Annotated in this window: 20 protein-coding genes; 14 read left to right on the plus strand and 6 right to left on the minus strand. The window is 64.9% G+C overall.

The window, feature by feature from the left end; translation table 11 throughout:
* The first annotated feature begins 43 nt into the window (after positions 1-43).
* From gnd to AC3CB8_RS02890, 7 genes are all read left to right on the plus strand, one after another.
* Entirely contained in the window at positions 44-1,060 is a 1,017-nt protein-coding gene (gene gnd, locus AC3CB8_RS02860) for a phosphogluconate dehydrogenase (NAD(+)-dependent, decarboxylating) (RefSeq protein ID WP_140618400.1), read from the plus strand.
* Between the two features lie 22 nt (positions 1,061-1,082).
* A complete protein-coding gene (gene zwf / locus AC3CB8_RS02865) occupies positions 1,083-2,459 on the plus strand; it encodes a glucose-6-phosphate dehydrogenase (protein WP_015315078.1) in 1,377 nt (458 codons plus the stop codon).
* Positions 2,460-2,473: 14 nt separating this feature from the next.
* Positions 2,474-3,178, plus strand: coding sequence for an ROK family protein (locus tag AC3CB8_RS02870; protein WP_023771855.1), 705 nt, complete (start codon positions 2,474-2,476; stop codon positions 3,176-3,178).
* Between the two features lie 188 nt (positions 3,179-3,366).
* Positions 3,367-3,849, plus strand: coding sequence for a Ros/MucR family transcriptional regulator (locus AC3CB8_RS02875; protein WP_435053033.1), 483 nt, complete (start codon positions 3,367-3,369; stop codon positions 3,847-3,849).
* Positions 3,850-3,973: 124 nt separating this feature from the next.
* On the plus strand, positions 3,974-5,032 hold the full coding sequence (locus AC3CB8_RS02880) for a pyridoxal phosphate-dependent aminotransferase (RefSeq protein WP_352595866.1): 1,059 nt from the start codon (positions 3,974-3,976) through the stop codon (positions 5,030-5,032).
* A gap of 199 nt (positions 5,033-5,231) precedes the next feature.
* Positions 5,232-6,470, plus strand: coding sequence for an MFS transporter (locus tag AC3CB8_RS02885; RefSeq protein ID WP_352563965.1), 1,239 nt, complete (start codon positions 5,232-5,234; stop codon positions 6,468-6,470).
* Between the two features lie 15 nt (positions 6,471-6,485).
* Positions 6,486-6,755: a hypothetical protein gene (locus AC3CB8_RS02890; RefSeq protein ID WP_051407630.1), complete on the plus strand. Its 270-nt coding sequence runs from the start codon at positions 6,486-6,488 to the stop codon at positions 6,753-6,755.
* 57 nt (positions 6,756-6,812) lie between these two features.
* On the opposite strand, the gene AC3CB8_RS02895 is transcribed toward AC3CB8_RS02890, so the two are convergent.
* The 6 genes from AC3CB8_RS02895 to hemC all read right to left on the minus strand — a co-directional run bounded on the left by AC3CB8_RS02895 (position 6,813) and on the right by hemC (position 12,898).
* On the minus strand, positions 6,813-7,529 hold the full coding sequence (locus AC3CB8_RS02895; RefSeq protein ID WP_023771860.1) for a glutamine amidotransferase: 717 nt from the start codon (positions 7,527-7,529) through the stop codon (positions 6,813-6,815).
* A 15-nt stretch (positions 7,530-7,544) separates the two neighbouring features.
* A complete protein-coding gene (locus AC3CB8_RS02900; RefSeq protein WP_015315071.1) occupies positions 7,545-8,024 on the minus strand; it encodes a tellurite resistance TerB family protein in 480 nt (159 codons plus the stop codon).
* Between the two features lie 37 nt (positions 8,025-8,061).
* Positions 8,062-9,654 (minus strand): heme biosynthesis protein HemY, encoded by a 1,593-nt coding sequence (locus AC3CB8_RS02905; RefSeq protein WP_023771861.1) that lies wholly within the window; start codon positions 9,652-9,654, stop codon positions 8,062-8,064.
* Positions 9,655-9,664: 10 nt separating this feature from the next.
* Positions 9,665-11,143 carry a COG4223 family protein gene (locus tag AC3CB8_RS02910; RefSeq protein WP_352563964.1) on the minus strand — a complete coding sequence of 493 codons (1,479 nt, stop codon included), beginning with the start codon at positions 11,141-11,143 and terminating at the stop codon, positions 9,665-9,667.
* Between the two features lie 109 nt (positions 11,144-11,252).
* On the minus strand, positions 11,253-11,969 hold the full coding sequence (locus tag AC3CB8_RS02915; RefSeq protein ID WP_352563963.1) for a uroporphyrinogen-III synthase: 717 nt from the start codon (positions 11,967-11,969) through the stop codon (positions 11,253-11,255).
* Between the two features lie 2 nt (positions 11,970-11,971).
* On the minus strand, positions 11,972-12,898 hold the full coding sequence (hemC, locus tag AC3CB8_RS02920) for a hydroxymethylbilane synthase (RefSeq protein ID WP_352563962.1): 927 nt from the start codon (positions 12,896-12,898) through the stop codon (positions 11,972-11,974).
* A 101-nt stretch (positions 12,899-12,999) separates the two neighbouring features.
* Here hemC and tsaD point away from each other — a divergent pair, with 101 nt between their 5' ends.
* Genes tsaD through AC3CB8_RS02955 form a run of 7 tightly spaced genes read left to right on the plus strand, consistent with a single transcriptional unit; the run spans position 13,000 to position 17,780 of the window.
* Complete coding sequence (gene tsaD, locus AC3CB8_RS02925) at positions 13,000-14,085, plus strand: tRNA (adenosine(37)-N6)-threonylcarbamoyltransferase complex transferase subunit TsaD (RefSeq protein WP_352564047.1); 1,086 nt, start codon at positions 13,000-13,002, stop codon at positions 14,083-14,085.
* On the plus strand, positions 14,082-15,104 hold the full coding sequence (locus AC3CB8_RS02930; protein ID WP_023771866.1) for an NAD(P)H-dependent glycerol-3-phosphate dehydrogenase: 1,023 nt from the start codon (positions 14,082-14,084) through the stop codon (positions 15,102-15,104). Before tsaD ends, AC3CB8_RS02930 begins: the two co-directional genes overlap by 4 nt.
* Positions 15,105-15,141: 37 nt before the next feature.
* Positions 15,142-15,438: a YciI-like protein gene (locus tag AC3CB8_RS02935; protein WP_023771867.1), complete on the plus strand. Its 297-nt coding sequence runs from the start codon at positions 15,142-15,144 to the stop codon at positions 15,436-15,438.
* A gap of 39 nt (positions 15,439-15,477) precedes the next feature.
* The gene (locus tag AC3CB8_RS02940) at positions 15,478-15,903 is read left to right on the plus strand and encodes an EVE domain-containing protein (protein ID WP_023771868.1); all 426 of its coding nucleotides are present in this window, start codon (positions 15,478-15,480) and stop codon (positions 15,901-15,903) included.
* On the plus strand, positions 15,900-16,583 hold the full coding sequence (locus AC3CB8_RS02945; RefSeq protein ID WP_023784152.1) for a class I SAM-dependent methyltransferase: 684 nt from the start codon (positions 15,900-15,902) through the stop codon (positions 16,581-16,583). Before AC3CB8_RS02940 ends, AC3CB8_RS02945 begins: the two co-directional genes overlap by 4 nt.
* Positions 16,584-16,606: 23 nt before the next feature.
* Positions 16,607-17,023, plus strand: coding sequence for a DUF1761 domain-containing protein (locus AC3CB8_RS02950; RefSeq protein WP_023771870.1), 417 nt, complete (start codon positions 16,607-16,609; stop codon positions 17,021-17,023).
* Between the two features lie 13 nt (positions 17,024-17,036).
* Entirely contained in the window at positions 17,037-17,780 is a 744-nt protein-coding gene (locus tag AC3CB8_RS02955; protein WP_023771871.1) for a glycosyltransferase family 25 protein, read from the plus strand.

Genomic DNA, 17,780 nt, shown 5'->3' on the forward strand with positions numbered 1-17,780 from the left:
CCTCGACAACCCCAGAAAATCTCTAGGAAACAGGGACGAAACCATGCAGATCGGAATGATGGGACTGGGCCGGATGGGCGCCAACATGGTGCGGCGGCTGATGCGCGACGGCCACGAATGCGTCGTCTATGACATCAACCCGGCCAGCGTCGCGGCGCTTGTGAGCGACGGCGCCTTGGGGGCGGCATCCCTGGAAGAATTCGTCGGCAAGCTGGCCAAGCCGCGCTGTGTCTGGCTGATGCTGCCGGCGGCGATCACCGGCAGGATCATCGATCAGGTCGCGGCGCTGATGGAGCCCGGCGACATCGTCATCGACGGCGGCAATTCCTACTATCACGACGCCGTCGACCAGGCCGCGAAACTGGCCACCAAGGGCATGCATCTTGTCGATGTCGGCACCAGTGGCGGTGTTTGGGGGCTGGAGCGCGGCTACTGCCTGATGATCGGCGGTCCCGACGTGGCGGTGCAGCACCTCGATTCGGTCTTTGCCACACTGGCGCCTGGCGCTGATGCCGGCGCGCCCACCCCGGACAAGACCGCCGGCACCGCGCCCTATGGCTACCTGCATTGCGGACCGAGCGGCGCCGGCCATTTCGTCAAGATGGTGCACAACGGCATCGAATACGGCGTCATGGCCGCCTATGCCGAAGGCATGAACATCCTGAAGTCGGCCAATGCCGGCAAACGGCAGCGGACGGCCGACGCCGAGACAAGCCCGCTGGAAAACCCGCAATACTACCAGTTCGACATCGACCTTCCGCAGGTGGCCGAGGTGTGGCGGCATGGCAGCGTCATCGGCTCCTGGCTGCTCGATCTCACCGCCGGCGCGCTGAAGAGCGATCCGGGTCTGGCGCAATTCGGCGGCCGGGTCTCGGATTCCGGCGAGGGCCGCTGGACGCTGAAGGCGGCGATTGACACCGGCGTGCCGGCACCGGTGCTGTCGTCGGCCCTGTTCGACCGCTTCTCCTCGCAAGGCGAATCCGAATTCGCCGACAAGCTGTTGTCCGCCATGCGCTATGCCTTTGGCGGGCACATCGAAAAGCCGAAGGGCGGCAAGTGACGGCGACAGGGGAGACGCTCGCATGAGCCAGGAACGGTCCGATACGCTGGTGCTCTTCGGAGCGACCGGCGACCTCGCCCACAAGAAGATATTTCCAGCGCTTTACCAGATGGTCGCCAAGGGCACGCTCACCGAACCGGTGATCGGCGTCGCCTTCGATGCATGGGACTTGAAGCAGTTGCAGGACCGCGCCCGCGACGGCATCGTCCATGCCCTCGGCGCCGTCGATGAGACGGTCTTCGCCAAGTTCGCGTCGCTGCTGCGCTATGTCAGCGGCGACTATCGCGATCCCACAACCTTCGAGAAGCTGAAGACGGCACTCGGCAGCGCCCAGCGGCCGCTGCATTACATGGCGGTGCCGCCGTCCATGTTCGAGACCGTCGTGCAAGGGCTGGAGCAATCCGGCACCGCGCATGGCGCGCGGCTGATGGTCGAAAAGCCGTTCGGCCACGATCTGCAGTCGGCGCGCTGGCTGAACCGGGTGCTGCACCTGGTGTTCGACGAACAGTCGATCTTCCGCATCGACCACTATCTCGGCAAGGAGGCGATCCAGAACTTGCTCTATTTCCGCTTCGCCAACTCCCTGCTGGAGCCGATCTGGAACCGCAATTACGTCGAGAGCGTGCAGATCACGATGGCCGAGGATTTCGGCGTCGAGGGGCGCGGGCGGTTCTATGACGATGTCGGCGCCATCCGCGACGTCATCGAGAACCATCTGCTCAACATACTCCTGCTCCTGGCCATGGAGCCGCCGGTCGGCCGCTCCGCCGACGACCTGATCGACGAGAAGGTGCAGGTGTTGCGCGCCATCCGGACATTGACGAAAGACGATGTCGTGCGCGGCCAGTTCACCGGCTATCTCGCCGAGCCCGGCGTGGCGCCGAACTCGCCGGTCGAGACCTTCGCGGCGGTACGCTTTTTCGTCGACACCTGGCGCTGGCAGGACGTGCCGTTCTTCATCCGCGCCGGCAAGAACATGCCGGTGCATGTCACCGAGGTGGTGGTGCGGCTGAAACGGCCGCCGCTCGATGTCTTCGACCCGATCAAGCCCGCCGACCAGAATTACGTCCGCTTCCGCATCGACCCGCAGGTGATGATTGCCATCGGCGCCCAGCGCAAGGCGCCCGGCGACGACATGATCGGCGAGCAGGTGGAACTCACCGCGCTCGACGATTCGAAGGGGGACATGCCGCCTTATGAACGGCTGATCGGCGACGCCATGAACGGCAACGGCCAGCTCTTCACCCGCCAGGACGCTGCCGAACTCGCCTGGCGCATCGTCGGTCCGGTGCTCGGCGACACCACACCGCCGCATCTTTACGAGCCGAGGACGTGGGGGCCAGCGGACGCCATGGCCGGCTTCGGGCCGCCCAATGGCTGGATCGACCCGGTCGCATGAGTGGAGGGGACGAGATGGCCAAGGTGGTTAAGAAGGCTGCGTCGGACACCGGGCAGGTCGTGCTGGCGATCGACATTGGCGGGTCGCACGTCAAGATCCTGACCAGCGACGGTGGCACCGAGCGCCGGACGGATTCCGGGCCTGACCTGACGCCAAGGCAGATGATCGACAAGGTGAAGAAGCTCGCTGACGGCCTGACCTACGACGTTATCTCGATGGGCTATCCGGGCCCCGTGCGTCAAAACAAGCCGGTGCTCGATCCCATGAATCTCGGCAAGGACTGGGCCGGCTTCGATTTCACCGCTGAGTTCGGCAAGCCGGTCAAGGTGGTCAACGACGCGCTGATGCAGGCCCTCGGCAGCTATGAGGGCGGGCGCATGCTGTTCCTCGGCCTCGGAACCGGCCTCGGTGCGGCGATGGTCCTCGACAATGTCGGCCAGCCGATGGAACTCGCCCACCTTCCCTACAGAAAAGGCCAGAGTTTCGAGGACTATGTCGGTGAACGCGGCCTCATAAAGCGCGGCAAGAAGAAGTGGCGCGGTCATGTCTTCGACGTCGTCAACCGGCTACGCGCCGCCCTTCAGCCAGACTATGTCGTCATCGGCGGCGGCAATGTCGACAAGCTCGACGAATTGCCCCCTGACTCCAGGCGCGGTGACAACACACGCGCCTTTGAAGGCGGATTTCGTCTGTGGCGCGACAAGGCGCTGATCGTCTGATATTATTACAGTTTAGTATAGTTGTTCAAAATGCCGTGTGATGTCGCGCCGATAGATTGCATTGTGCAGATTTGCCGACTAGGAAGTCAGCCCGACTACATCGCGTCGCGCGCGACGCTCGAGACGACTCACTTTAATTTTGCGCATCATCCTTTTTGAAAACGGCCCCATTTTCGAGGTTATGCGCCATGGATGGAGGAAATAGATTGACCGACGAAAACAGCCACGCCAGCAAGACCCTCGACCTTCTCGAACTGACGGCCCATATCGTATCCGCCTATGTAGAGAAGAATCGCCTGCCTGCGTCCGGCCTTCCCGAGCTGATCGCCAGCGTTAGCGCCTCGATCAGCGGGCTCGGCCAGCCGGTCGCCCCCGTGGCGGCACCGCTGGTCCCGGCCGCCAACCCGAAGAAGTCGGTGACGCCGGATTTCATTATCTGCCTCGAGGACGGCAAGAAATTCAAATCGCTGAAGCGTCATCTCGGTGTGCATTTCGGCCTGACGCCGGACGCCTATCGCGCCAAATGGGGCCTGCCTTCGGACTATCCGATGGTTGCCCCCAACTACGCGGCTTCGCGCTCCGAACTGGCGAAGTCGATCGGCCTCGGCCGCAAGGCCGCCGTGGTCGCCCCCGTCAAAGGCAAAGGCCGGAAGGCCAAAGTCCTGGCCTGAGGCGATTTGGAAGATGAGCCAATCGTTAGGACGACTGGAACAGAAGCCTGCCGGCGAATTCGCCTTGGCAGGCTTCGTGCTTTTGTGGCTTGGATAACCTGGGACAAGACGATCTGGGGGAGCCATGAACTACACTAGAATGGTGATCGAGAAAGAAGCGCCGGAGGAGTACGGTTACGACCGTATCCGTTACAACCTCTCCGAAAGTTCGATCGCCGATCAGAAACTTCCCGACATCGGCCTCTCGCTGCCTGATCTGACCCTTTTCTATGGCGAGCATCGCGGCGACAGGGAATTGCGCGGGCTGATCGCCGCGCAGGATGCTGGCATCGCGCCCGACGATGTGCTGGTCACGGCGGGTGCGGCCGGCGCGTTGTTCATCATCGCCACCTCGCTGCTCTCGGCCGGCGATCACCTTGTCGTCATCCGGCCCAACTACGCCACCAACATCGAAACGCCGCGGGCGATCGGCTGCGCCATCAGCTTTGTCGACCTAGCCTTCGACGAAGGCTTCGCCATCGACGTCGAGCGCGTCAAGGCCGCGATGCGGCCGAACACGAAGCTGATCAGCGTTACTTGCCCGCACAATCCAACCGGCACCATGATGAGCCGTACCGAATTGGACGCGCTGGTCGCGCTCGCCGAGGCCAGCGGCTGCCGTCTGCTGGTCGACGAAACCTATCGCGATCTCTCCTATGGCAGGCGGCTGCCTTCGGCGGCCTCGCTGAGCAAAAAGGCCATCAGCGTCTCGTCGCTGTCGAAAGCCTTCGGCATTCCCGGCATCCGCATCGGCTGGCTGATCACCAGGGATGCGGCCCTTCAGGAGACATTTCTGGCCGCCAAGGAGCAGATCGGCATCTGCGGCAGCGTCGTCGACGAAGGCATCGCGCGCGGCGTGCTGGAGGGCCGCGACGCTTTCCTGGCGAAGCTGCTGCCCGAAATGGCAGCCGCCGGGACATCGTCCAGGCCTGGATCGACCGCGAGCCGCTGGTCGACTGGGTGCGGCCCGACGGCGGTGTCGTCGGCTTCCCGCGCCTCAATGTCGAACCCGGCTTCGACTTCGACGGCTTCTATGTCAGGCTGCTGGAAGATCACCGCACCTATGTCGGGCCCGGCCACTGGTTCGAAATGGAAAAGCGCTTTTTCCGCGTCGGCTTCGGCTGGCCGACGGAGGCCGACTTGAAAGGCGGGCTGGAAGCGATTTCAGCTGCGCTGCGGCAGTAACTTCCGCGTGCTATCGGTGGTGCGGATCGAAAGTCGCTTGATCCGGGTTTGATTTTAAAGCATATCCGCCCCGAACTTTACCAAGTTCCATTGGTCGAACAGCGCCCATTCGGGAAGTGCCCCGCGCGCCGATGCCCACAGCAACGGGGCCTCACTGCATGATACCAGAACAAACCTTGCCCGAGCAGCGTTACGCGGCTTTCCGGCACAGAGCCTTCCTCAGCTACTGGACGGCGCGCTTTCTCACCACTTTCGCGACCATGATCGTTTCAGTGGCCGTAGGCTGGCAGGTCTATGATCTGACGCGCGACCCGTTCGATCTCGGCATTGTCGGCATCGTCCAGTTCCTGCCGTCTCTGCTTCTGGTGCTGGTTACAGGTGTCGTCGCCGACCGTTTCGGCCGCCGGCTGATCATGACGCTGGCGACCTTGGTCGAAGGCGCCTGCGCGCTGGCTCTGCTGTTTCTGACCCTGCGCGGCCTTACGACCCCGCTGCCGATCTTCGCCGTGCTGGTCATGTTCGGCATTGCCCGCGCCTTCTACGGGCCGGCTTCGTCCTCCCTGTTCGCCAATCTCGTGCCGCAGCGCGATTTCGCCAATGCCATCGCCTGGAACTCCTCCGCCTGGCAGACCGCGACGATTGTCGGCCCGGTCGCCGGCGGCTTGCTCTATGGCGTGTCGGCGGAAATGGCCTATGCGACCGCCGCGGTCCTGATGCTCGCCGCCGCGTTGCTGATCTTCACCATCCCCAAGCCCGCGCAACAGACCGCCACCGACAAGCCGACAATGGAGACGCTGTTTGCCGGATTCCGCTACATTTGGAGCGAGAAGATCGTGCTCGGCGCCATCTCGCTCGACCTCTTCGCCGTGCTTCTGTCCGGCGCCTCGGCGCTGCTGCCGGTCTATGCCCGCGATATTCTGCAGCTTGGCCCCTGGGGCCTCGGCCTGCTGCGCTCGGCACCGGGGATCGGCGCGATCTGCGTCGCCGTCTGGCTTGCGGGCCATCCTATCCGCGACCGCGCCGGCAAGATCATGCTGAGCTTCGTGGCGGCGTTCGGCGCCTGCACCGTGCTGTTCGGCCTGTCGACCCTCACTTGGCTCTCGATTGTGGCACTTGCCCTGCTCGGCGCCACCGACATGTTCAGCGTCTATATCAGGGAAACGCTGATCCAGCTGTGGACGCCCGACGAGGTGCGCGGCCGCGTCAACGCCGTCAACCAAGTCTTCGTCGGCGCCTCCAACGAGGTCGGCGAATTTCGCGCCGGCACCATGGCGGCGCTGATCGGCACGGTTCCGGCGGTTGTGATCGGCGGCGTCGGCGCCGTCGCGGTTGCCGGCCTGTGGGCCTATCTGTTCCCGGCGCTGCGCAAGGTGAGGCACCTCAAAGGACGAAACTGACGGGGCAGCGAATTTATGCTAAGCCCCCGCCGAACCAACCAAAGGACGACACAAGTGAGCGAACCGACCGTGGCCGAAGCGACCGAAAATATCTACGCGTCGCTCCGGGCGGACAATGCCGACATCGATGTCCATATCGCGACGCTCAAGGCAGCGCTGGGGCGAGAAGGGATAAAACAGGCGGTGTTCGATCCTGCCAAATTGGCGCAGAGCAACCGCTCGGGCCGCAAGTTGATGCAGGCTTATTTTCGGCAGCGCGGCGTGAGCGTAACGTTTTCGGACTAGTTTTTAGGCTCGAAGGCCCGCTGTCATAAGTCGGCGGTCAAAGCGCCGGCCCAGGCACTACCGCGCCACAGGTTCGCCAAAAATCGTGCGCAAAAACTCGTCGAGCCAGCGCTTCAAATGCATGTCCCATATCAGCCGGCCGCCGAGGTGGTCGCGGCCGGGCTGAGCGCCCGGCAGTTCGAAACGATGGGCGCCGCGCACTACCCAGCGCTGCATCATCACTCGGGTCAGTTCGCCGTGGAACTGGATGCCCCAGGCATTATCGCCATAGCGGAAGGCCTGATTGGGATAGGTCTCGTTCGTGGCCAGCAGCGTCGCGTCGCACGGCAGCGAAAAGCCTTCGCGATGGAACTGGTAGACCATCTCCGGCCAGTGCATCAGTTTCTTGCCAGCCTCGGTCGCTTTCAGCGGATACCAGCCGATCTCGACCAGCCCTTCGCCATGGCCCTCGACCTTGCCGCCGAGATGATTGGCCAGCATCTGCGCCCCAAGACAGATGCCGAGCAGTGGCCGGTTCTCCCTGAGTGGAATCTGCAGCCAGTTGGTCTCGCGACGGACGAACTCGTCCTCGTCATTGGCGCTCATCGGACCGCCGAAGACGACCGTGCCGGCGTGGCCATCCAGTGTCCCCGGCAAGGCGTCGCCGAGCGGCGGGCGGCGGATGTCGAGATCGAAGCCCTCTTCGAGCAGCATGTGGCCGACGCGTCCGGGGCTCGAATTCTCCTGATGCAGCACGATCAGGATTTTTGGTTTCGACCTCGTCTGGCGCGGCATGGGACGGCGAAAATCCTATTCGTCCGAGGATGTTCCGGTGGCGCCCGGCGCGTGCGCCGCCGCCTTGCGCCGCGCCTCGACGCGGTCGTGGCGTTCGACACCGATCAACTCGGCGACACGCCACACCGTGTTGTCCTCCAGCTCATGCAGTTCGCCATCGGCATAAACGATCTCCCACATCAGGCCGATGAACGCCTTGCGCCCCTCCGCGTCAAGGTGGCGCTTGAGCACGCTGGTAAAGGCGTAGAGGTCGATCGCCTCGTTGTCAGCCCGCTCGCCGGCGGCGGCGAGTGCTTCGAGTTCGGCGCCGCTGATCGAATAGCTTTGCGCCAGCACCGCCTTGAACCGCTCCCATTCGACATCCTGGCGCACGCCGTCGGCATTCATCACATGGTAGAGCAGCGCCGAGGCCGCGACGCGCGGATCGTCCGTGCTGGCATGGCTGCCGGAGCCGGCCGGCAAATCCCTGAGAAACGACAGAACGCGCTCGAACATCAATTCATTCCCAAACGGCCCAACGGCCTGCCCAAAATCAAAACAGCCGGAACCGGCGGGGCGACTTTTCCGCCTCGTCGTCCGGATCGACGCCTGGATCGTCCGGCAGCCGCGCCAGTTCTTCCGCCGGCTCGACGGCCTCGGCGTCGGCGGGCACCGCGGCAAAGGCGGCGGCCGTGACCGGTGTGACATGATCCTCGCGGCTTTCGGCGTCCTTGCCCGTCGCCTCGTCGCCCGGTGCGGCGTGATCGATCACCTCGACCGGCCTTTCCGGCCTGCCCGGCGCCTCGATGGCCACTGCCGGGGCGTCCGGCTCATCGCGGCTGTCGATCAGCTGGCCAAGCCGCTCCATCGGCGCGCGCCATTCGAACGCGTCAAGCCGGCCGGTGACCGGCGAGACCGGCGCCCAGCGCTCGGAGATAACGCCGTCGGCGACCCAGGCGGGATCGCGCGGGGCTCGCACCGCCTTGGACAGCAGCTGCCGCACCTTGCCCTGATCGCCGGTCTCGGCCTCCTCGATGTCGGCGAGCAGCAGATAGGCGCCCTCGCGTCGGTCCATCCGGATCGCGGCCTCTGCCTCACGGCGGGCGGTTGAAAAATCCTGCGCGTCGAGCGCGGCACGCGCCACCGTCATCGACGATTCGGCGTGGTTCTTCTTCATTTCCTGCAGCTTCTTTGCCCGGTTCAGCCGATCGAGCACGGCGTCACCCGGCCTCGCATGGGTGTAGAGCTCGGCAATTTCGGGATGCGGGTCGGCCTTCCACGCCGCTTCGAGGATCTTCGAGCCCTTGCGCACGTCATTCTGTTTGAACAGCGCCGCGGCGGCGGCAACGGCGGCGGGGGCGAAATCCGGTTGCAATCTGTTGGCTTCGATCGCCGCTGTCCTGGCAGCCGCGGGATCGCTGTCGGCGAGCGACTGCGCCTTGGCGGTCAACAGCACGGCGCGGCGGCGGTTGGCGGCGTCACGCTCGATCTGCCGCGTCGACTTCTGCGCGTCGACCAGTTTCAGTGCACCATCCCAGTCGCCGCGCGCGGTCAGTTCCTCCAGCGTCGATTCGGCCGCCCAGGCCAGTTGCGGCGCCACTGCGGCGGCACGGCCGGCGTAGTGCCGGGCGGCGTTGCGGTCGCCCAGGCGTTCGGCTTCCAGGTAAAGCCCACGCAGGCCGAGCAGCCGCATTTCGGGATCGTCGAGCATGCTCTCGAATTTTTGGCGCGCGCCTTCATGGTCGCCTTCGAGCAGCGATGCCTGTGCTTCGAGCAGATGGATCAGCGGCTCCTGGTCGGAGCGGATCAGCTTGGCTGCTTCCTTGGTCTTCTTGCGGGCAAGCGCCCCGTCGCCGGCGCCGGCGGCGATCATGCCGGTCGACAGCGCCTGATAGCCACGGTCGCGGCGGCGCACGCGGAAATAGCGCGAGATGGTGTAGGGGCTGTTCCACAGCGACTTGATGAGCCACCAGACAATCATCACCGCGGCGACGACAGCGACGACGGCAACCGCCGCCACCATGAGGCTCACCTGGTACTGATAGCCGTTGAAGGTGACGACCATGTCGCCCGGCCGATCGGCCAGCCAGGCAAAGCCCAGCCCGAGCGCGAAGACGACGATGAGGAAGGCGAGCAGGCGGATCATCGTGTTGCCCTCATGCCTTCATCGCGCCGGAGATCAGCGCGTCGACCTGGGTTTCGACCTCGATGCGCGCCTTCAGTTTGCCGGCAAAGTCGGCGCCCGCGGCCTTCGCGGCTTCAGGCAGCGTGTCATATTCGCTGAGTGCCTTGGCATAGTCGCCCTCGGTGACCGCAACCTCCATGCGCGCCACGATTTCCGGTGCGCCGGCGCCTTCGACAGCACCGATCGGCCGGACCTTGACCAGCGATTCAGCGCTCGACATCAGGTTCTGAAGGAAGCCGGCATTCTGATCGACCGGCGTGGCGGCGGCGACCATGGCATTGGCGGCGGCATCCATCTTCGAGGCGATCTCGGTACGGGTCGGCACGCCCTTTTCGGCATAGGGCCGCAAGGTCGCGAGTTCGGGCGCATCAGGCGAAATCGTGGCCAGCGTATCGAGTTCGGCCGAAAACGGCGCGCCGCGGTCGAGCGCCGCCTTCAGCGCCGAGGCCGCGATGGCGAGTGCGATCTTTGGCTGCGACGCTTGCGCATCGACCTTGCCGGAAAGCTGCGACACCGACTGCTCCAGCGCGGAGAGACGGCCTTCCTGTGCCTTCGCCGACTCGCCCGTCGACTTCACCAGCGCATCGAGACCCGCCAGCTTTTCGTTGAGCGGGTCGAGATCGACAGGCGCCGCGCTGCCGGCCTTGCCGAGGGCTGCCACCGTGGTTTCGATCTGCTTGACTTTGTCGCCCAGCGCGGCAAGCCCGGCATTGTCGCCCGCACCACCCTGTTCGACCGCTGATTTCAGCGCCGCGACATCACTCTTGACCTGATCCAGCGCCGACGACAGGCCGTCGACCTTGGCCGATCCACCGCCGCTGCCGCCGGCTTCCCTCATGTCCGCGATTTCGCTCTTCAACGAGGCGATCTCGCCATTGACGCCGTCTAGCGAGGCACCGGGAGCGGCACCCGGCGCACCGAGCACGCCGGCAAATTGCAGGCCACCGGCCCCGACCAGGGCGATGACACCACCGATGATGCCGGCGGCGATGCCGTTGAGGCCGCCCCGCTTCGGCTGCGTGGCCATCGGTTCGCTCCTTGAATTGGTTTTACCGAAAGCCGCCTTGGTCTCGGCGGTTTTGGCGTTTGCATCCTCGAAATTGTAGTCGGAAGCCTTGGCGCGGTTGGGGGATGTATCCGTACCGGGATAAGGCATTTCCGGCTCAGTGGCTTTGGCCTCGGCTTGCGGTGGCACTTCGGTGCCAGGCTGCCCGGCGGCGGCATCGCCATGCTCCCAAGGTTCGAGATCGGTCTGGTCGTCATGTACCGGCTCTTCCGGGGGCTCTGGCCGCGAGGCGTTCGCCGCCTCCTCGGCCTTCGCCTCGTCGGTCTGAGCGGTATTCTTGGCGGCATCCTCGTCGACGATGCGTGAGACGGCGCCCGGATCGAGATCGATGGTCACCGGCTCGCGGCGGCCTTTCGAGTGTCGCATCTTCGGCGTCTTGACCATGCAGGGGCTCCGCAATTTCGCTTCGTCTCAACGCCTGGCGGCGCGTGATGGTTCAGAAAGGGTCTAGCACATCACCAAGCGGTGAAAAGGGGCGGTGTGATGACGCGGGTCAGGGCCGTGCCCGCAAAAGTGCCAGCAGCGCCTCCTCGTCGGGCCGCGCGGCAACGTGCATTGCTTTGCCGGTGCTGTCGCCGAAAGCGACGGCAATCCGCGCGGAAAGGGCGAAAAAGTGCGTCTTTTCAAAGGTCTGATGCAGGGCCGGTCGCCTGGCCAGAATCTGCATTTCGGCAGCCGCCTTGGCCGAATAGAGAAGCACCGCATCCACGGATTGGCCGGATATCAGCTGAAGGACCGCTTCCTCCGAATGGGTTACCGCAAGCGTGCCATAAGTCGCGACCGCATGGACCTGGACATGAGCAGCTTTCAGTCTCTGCTCGAAGGCATGAAAGCGCACACGCCCGCAGAGATAGACGATCGTTTTGCCGGAAAACGCGATTGCCATGCCGTCGGCCAGCGCCTCGGCATCGCCGGGCCCCTCATTGACCGAGAGAAAGCCGGCTTTGCGCGCGGCCTCCGCGGTCCTCCTGCCGACCGCATAACAGGGCAGGTTGGACAGGACCGCAATGATATCCCTGGGGGCATGGCGCACCGCATTAGCGCTGGTGATGGCGACGGCGGCCACGTCGTCCGGAACCCCCTTGGCATCGACCGGCAACGCCATCGTCTCCGTCAAGGGCAGGAGAAGAGGCTCAAAACCCGTCTCCTCCAGCTTTCGCGCGGTGCGAGACGCACCCGGCTCCGGTCTGGTGACCAGGACGCGGAGCATCTTCAGAGCCAGCCGTCGAAAAACTTTTCGCCGGCCTCGGCACGCACCGTCCGCGCTGCCTCATCACCGATGCGGGCGGCGTCCTGTGCCGGCCCTTGTAGCTCGACCGTGTGCGACTGCGTACCGTCGGGCGATATGATCAGCCCGGCGAAAGAGAGCTTTCCGGCCTCGAACGCGGCGTAGCCGGCGATAGGCGTGCGGCAGGAGCCATCGAGCGCCGCCAGGAAGGCGCGCTCGCAGGCGAGTGCCTGCCCGGTCGCCACATCGTGGATCGCCACCAGCATCTTCTCGACCTCGCGGTCGCCGATACGGGTCTCGATGCCGATCGCACCCTGGCCTGGCGCCGGCGGGAAGCTGTCTAGCGGCATCAAGTCGGTGGCAACATCTTCCAGGCCCAGCCGCTTCAGGCCGGCATAGGCAAGGATGGTGCCGCTCGCGACCCCTTCGTCCAGCTTGCGCAACCGCGTCTGCACATTGCCGCGGAACATCACCACCTCGAGGTCCGGCCGCATGCGGCGGATCAACGCCTGCCGCCGCAGCGACGAGGAGCCGACTTTCGCCCCTTCCGGCAGTTCGGCGATCGTCTTCGCCGCCTTGCCGACAAAGGCATCGCGCGCATCCTCGCGCGGCAGGAAGGCGGAGAGTTCCAGGCCGGGCGGCAATTGCGTCGGCATATCCTTCGACGAATGCACGGCGATGTCGATCGCTCCGGCGAGCAGGGCTTCCTCGATTTCCTTGGTGAATAGGCCTTTGCCGCCAGCCTCCGACAGGGGCCGATCCTGGATGCGGTCGCCGCTGGTCGAGATGACGACGACCTCGAACGCCTCCGCCGGCATGCCGTGCGCGGCCATCAGCCGCGCCTGTGTTTCATGCGCCTGCGCCAATGCCAGCGGGCTGCCGCGTGTTCCGATTTTCAAGATTGTTTGCATGGCGCGCGGTCCGTGATAACCCCCGGCTGGCTTTGCGTTTCCGGGCACTCTCCTAACGAGGAACGCCCTGACATACAATCTCTGGAGACAGCGACGAATTGATCCGCGTTCTAGGCATTGAGACGAGTTGCGATGAGACCGCCGCCAGCGTCGTGGCGCTGGAGGGCGATGCCGCGCCGAAAATCCTGTCCAACATCGTGCTCTCCCAGATCGAGGAACATGCCGCCTTCGGCGGCGTCGTGCCGGAGATCGCCGCGCGCGCCCACGTCGAGGCGCTGGACGGCATTGTCGAGGCCGCACTCGCCGATGCGGGCGTGGCGCTGGCCGATCTCGATGCGATCGCCGCCACCGCCGGGCCAGGCCTCGTCGGCGGGCTGATCGTCGGCCTGATGACGGCCAAGGCGATCGCCGCGGCGGCCGGCAAGCCGCTCATCGCCGTCAATCACCTCGAAGGCCACGCCTTGACCGCGCGGCTGACCGACGGGCTCGAATTCCCCTATCTATTGCTGCTGGTCTCCGGCGGCCATACGCAGATTCTGGCCGTGCGCGGCGTTGGCGACTACCAGCGCTGGGCCACCACCATCGATGACGCGCTCGGAGAAGCCTTCGATAAGACCGCCAAGATGCTCGGCCTGCCCTATCCCGGCGGTCCCAATGTCGAGAAGGCAGCGCTGTCGGGCAATGCCTCGCGCTTTGCCTTCCCACGGCCGATGAAAGGCTCCGTACAGCCCGATTTCTCCTTCTCCGGCCTGAAGACCGCCGTGCGCCAAGCGGCGACCGCCATCGAGCCGCTAAGCGACCAGGATGTCGCCGACATCTGCGCCTCGTTCCAGGCGGCCGTCGCCGATGCGCTCGCCGAACGTGTTTCTCGCGCGCTGGAACGCTTTCGCGAAACATTCCCTGGCAGGGGAAATCCGGCGCTGGTCGTCGCCGGCGGCGTCGCCGCCAACCGCACGGTCAAGGCAACGCTGGAGCGGCTTTGCACTGATGCCGGTTTCAGCTTCGTCGCGCCACCACTGAAGCTTTGCACCGACAACGCGGCGATGATCGCCTGGGCCGGTATCGAACGCCTGCGAGAAGGCGTGGCGCAGGAGAACGGCTTCGATTTCGTGCCGCGCTCGCGCTGGCCCCTGGACAGCGTCTCGGCGCCAATGGTCGGCTCCGGCCGTCGCGGAGCCAAGGCATGACCGATCGAGCCATGAAGAGCGGGGGTCTGGGCAAAAGCGATTGGCATGTCGCCGTGCTCGGCGGCGGCGCCTGGGGCACGGCGCTGGCGCTGGCCATGCTGCGCGCCGGCCATACGGTGCGGTTGTTCGCGCGTGATCCTGAAACCGTCGCCGCGATCGGCCGGGGCGAGAACCCACGCTATCTCCCGGGCATCGCCATCGCGCCCGGCATCGAGGCGACGAGCGACATGGAGGCAGCCCTCACTGGGGCCGATTGCGTGCTGACGGTGACGCCGGCTCAGGCGTTGCGGGCCACGCTGGCCGCCGCGAGGGATCATATGCCGGCCGGCATTCCGCTCGTGCTCTGCGCCAAGGGCATCGAGCGCGACACCGGCGCCTTGCTGTCGGCAATCGCTGCGGAAATCGTGCCGCCAAACCCGGTTGCCGCCCTGTCGGGGCCGAGCTTTGCCAGCGATGTCGCCCGCGGCCTGCCGACGGCCGTGGTGGTGGCCGCTGGCGACGAGGCGCTTGCCGCAAACCTTGCCGCCCGTTTTTCGGCTGAAAACCTGCGCTGCTATTCGAGCGACGACTTGATCGGCGTCGAGATCGGCGGCGCCTTGAAGAACGTCTTCGCCATCGCCGCCGGCGCTGTCACCGGGGCCGGACTCGGGGCCAGCGCACAGGCGGCCATGGTGACGCGCGGCTTCGTCGAACTGCGCCGCATCGGTGCCGCCTTCGGCGCCAGGCCCGAGACCCTGATGGGGCTTTCCGGCCTTGGCGACCTGCTGCTTACCTGCTCGTCGGCGCAGTCGCGCAATTTCGCCTATGGGCTGGCGCTCGGACAGGGCAAGGCTCTTTCCGGATTGCCGCTGGCCGAGGGGGTGCCGACCGCGGCGATCGCCGCCCGCATCGCCACCGAGCGCGAAATCGATGCGCCGATCATAGCCGCGGTCGCTGCCATACTGGACGGCACCATCACCATCGGGCAGGCCGTGACGGCGCTGATGACCCGGCCGCTGAAGACCGAAACCAACGATTGATGCCCACACTCTGATCCAATCACCCAGGAGAAAGACCATGCTGTTTGCTCTGATTTGCAAGGACAAGCCAGGAAGCCTGCACGTGCGCCTCGACACGCGGCCCGAGCATGTCGCCTTTCTCGAAGGGCTGAACGGCGACAAGAAATTGGCCTTTGCCGGTCCGTTCCTCGACGCCGACGGCAAGCCCAATGGCAGCCTCGTGGTGGTCGAGACGCCCGATCTGGCCAGCGCGCGGGCTCTGTCGGCCGCCGACCCCTACGCAAAGGCCGGCTTGTTCGAAAGCATCGAAATCCGCCAGTGGAACTGGACGTTCAACAAGCCGGCGGCTAGTTAATTCGCGGCGCCCGCGACTGAGCCGCAAGGAGGAGAGAAAATGAACTACTGGCTGTTCAAATCCGAACCCTCGGTTTTCTCCTTCGAGGCGTTGAAGGCCAAGGGCAAGGCCGGCACGCAATGGGACGGCGTACGCAACTACGCCGCCCGCAACAACATGAAGGCCATGCAGGTCGGCGATCTCGGCTTCTTCTACCATTCCAACGAGGGGCTGAACGTGGTCGGCATCGCCGAGGTCTGCGCGCTGGCCCATCCCGACACCACGTCGGATGATCCGCGCTGGGAATGTGTCGACATCCGCGCCGTCAGTGACATGCCGAACCCGCCGACGCTGGAAGAAGTCAAAGCCAATCCAAAACTGGCCGAGATGGCGCTGGTACGGCTCGGACGGCTTTCCGTGCAGCCGGTGACCCCGGCCGAATGGAAGGAAGTCTGCCGTATGGGCGGCCTGACGCCTGCGCCGTGACGGCACTTACACCCGATAGCGCCAAGCAATTCGTTCTCGACAACACGGCGCTGATGGCGCCGCCGCATGTGCCTGAGATTCGTCTCCACCTCGCCGACGAAGCGCATGATCTCTGGCAGCGGACAGAGGATGAACTGGTCGAGATCGGCCTGCCGCCGCCCTTCTGGGCGTTTGCCTGGGCGGGCGGCCAGGGCCTCGCCCGCTATGTCCTCGACAATCCCGATTTGGTGCGAGGCAAGCGCGTGCTCGACTTCGCTTCGGGCTCCGGCCTCGTCGCCATCGCCGCCGCCAAGGCGGGCGCTGCCGAGGTAACCGCCGCCGACATCGACCCGTTCTGCGCCACCGCGATCCGCCTCAACAGCGAGGCCAACGGCGTCGGCGTCGGGTTCCTCGGCACGGACTGTGTGGGCACGGACGCGGGCTGCGACGTGGTCCTGGCAGGCGACGTCTTCTATGACAAACCCTTTGCCGACCGGCTGATGCCGTGGTTTTCGACGCTCAAACGGCGTGGCGCCGACATTCTGGTTGGCGATCCCGGCCGGTCCTATCTGCCGCGATCGGGGCTGGAGCCGCTTGGCGTCTATCAGGTGCCGGTGACAAGGGCGCTCGAGGATGCCGAAGTCAAACGCACCACGGTATGGCGACTCCTTGACGCTATCGCCGAACAGGCGTTTCCATAAAAACCAAACAGGAGGGGGAACTCATGGATTTTTCAGCAGTGAATTGGCTGGCGGTGATCGCCGCCGCCGTCGTGGCCTGGCTGTTCGGTGCCGCCTGGTACATGGCGTTGAGCAAGCCCTGGCTGAAGGCCGCCAAGCTCGATCCGGCGACGATGAAGAAATCGCCGCTGCCCTTCGTCATCTCCTTCATCGCCGAACTGCTGATGGCCTACATCATGGCCCTGGTCGTCGGCGCGATGACGGGTGGTGAGCCGACCTGGCTGGCCGGGCTGATCTTCGGCTTCGTGCTTTGGCTGGGTTTCGTCGCCACGACGCTGTCGGTCAACCATCGCTACGAGAATTTCGGCTGGGACCTGACCCTCATCGATGGCGGTCACTGGCTTGGCGTGCTGTTGATCATCGGCGCGGTGATCGGCTGGTTTGGCGCCGCAGCAAGCTGACGGTGCGTTGACGATGGCGGACGAGTCCGGATTTCCCCGCGACCTGGTGTTCACCAGGATCTGCCACGTCAAGCAGGGCTACGACGACCGGCGCCGGCACATCGTGCGCGAGTTCGACCGGCGCGGCGTGCCGGTCACCTTCTACACCGACTGGGACAGGGCGGAAATCACCCCGGAGATTCGTGCTGACTTGGTCGCTCCCGATTTTGTCCACCCGGCGCAGGTCTCGCTGGCGCTGAAGCATGTCGGCATCTGGCGCGACTTCCTCGAAACCGACCTGCCCTATTGCCTGGTCTTCGAGGATGACGTCTTCCTCGCGCGCGACTTCGTCGCCAAATTCCGGCAAGGGCTGGCCGAACTCGGCAGCCCGATGCGCAAGGCCGTCATCTATCTCGGCAACGGCAGCAACTACTACACGCCGAGCTGGAAATTGCGCAGGGGCCAGAGGCTCTACCCGGCGCTGCATGCCAGGTGCGCGGATTCCTATCTCATCACCCGTCCGGTCGCCGAAGCCCGCTGTGCCTGGATCGATCAACACAAGATCTACACCGTGATCGACCACCAGATCGAGCAGATGGACGAGAAACTGGGGGTTGAGATGCTGTGGTTCGAGCGGCCAATCGTCGAGCAAGGCAGCGAAAACGGCGCTTTCCAGACTTCCGTCGCCGGCAAGATGCAGCCGCTGCTCTACAAGAAGCTGAAATGGAACGTGAAGAAGTACCGACGCATGATCTTCGGCCACAACGCCCGGTCCTGA

It is taken from the genome of Mesorhizobium sp. P160927 (assembly GCF_057766385.1).

Coding starts and splice junctions, on each gene's coding strand:
- gnd (WP_140618400.1), top strand. CDS start 44: ATGCAGATCGGAATGATGGGACTGGGCCGGATGGGCGCCAACATGGTG.
- AC3CB8_RS02910 (WP_352563964.1), bottom strand. CDS start 11,143: ATGGTCAAGACGCCGAAGATGCGACACTCGAAAGGCCGCCGCGAGCCG.
- AC3CB8_RS02955 (WP_023771871.1), top strand. CDS start 17,037: ATGGCGGACGAGTCCGGATTTCCCCGCGACCTGGTGTTCACCAGGATC.
- AC3CB8_RS02875 (WP_435053033.1), top strand. CDS start 3,367: ATGGATGGAGGAAATAGATTGACCGACGAAAACAGCCACGCCAGCAAG.
- AC3CB8_RS02935 (WP_023771867.1), top strand. CDS start 15,142: ATGCTGTTTGCTCTGATTTGCAAGGACAAGCCAGGAAGCCTGCACGTG.
- AC3CB8_RS02950 (WP_023771870.1), top strand. CDS start 16,607: ATGGATTTTTCAGCAGTGAATTGGCTGGCGGTGATCGCCGCCGCCGTC.
- AC3CB8_RS02890 (WP_051407630.1), top strand. CDS start 6,486: ATGCTAAGCCCCCGCCGAACCAACCAAAGGACGACACAAGTGAGCGAA.
- AC3CB8_RS02895 (WP_023771860.1), bottom strand. CDS start 7,529: ATGCCGCGCCAGACGAGGTCGAAACCAAAAATCCTGATCGTGCTGCAT.
- AC3CB8_RS02915 (WP_352563963.1), bottom strand. CDS start 11,969: ATGCTCCGCGTCCTGGTCACCAGACCGGAGCCGGGTGCGTCTCGCACC.
- AC3CB8_RS02870 (WP_023771855.1), top strand. CDS start 2,474: ATGGCCAAGGTGGTTAAGAAGGCTGCGTCGGACACCGGGCAGGTCGTG.
- AC3CB8_RS02880 (WP_352595866.1), top strand. CDS start 3,974: ATGAACTACACTAGAATGGTGATCGAGAAAGAAGCGCCGGAGGAGTAC.
- AC3CB8_RS02905 (WP_023771861.1), bottom strand. CDS start 9,654: ATGATCCGCCTGCTCGCCTTCCTCATCGTCGTCTTCGCGCTCGGGCTG.
- zwf (WP_015315078.1), top strand. CDS start 1,083: ATGAGCCAGGAACGGTCCGATACGCTGGTGCTCTTCGGAGCGACCGGC.
- AC3CB8_RS02930 (WP_023771866.1), top strand. CDS start 14,082: ATGACCGATCGAGCCATGAAGAGCGGGGGTCTGGGCAAAAGCGATTGG.
- AC3CB8_RS02900 (WP_015315071.1), bottom strand. CDS start 8,024: ATGTTCGAGCGCGTTCTGTCGTTTCTCAGGGATTTGCCGGCCGGCTCC.
- AC3CB8_RS02885 (WP_352563965.1), top strand. CDS start 5,232: ATGATACCAGAACAAACCTTGCCCGAGCAGCGTTACGCGGCTTTCCGG.
- hemC (WP_352563962.1), bottom strand. CDS start 12,898: ATGCAAACAATCTTGAAAATCGGAACACGCGGCAGCCCGCTGGCATTG.
- AC3CB8_RS02940 (WP_023771868.1), top strand. CDS start 15,478: ATGAACTACTGGCTGTTCAAATCCGAACCCTCGGTTTTCTCCTTCGAG.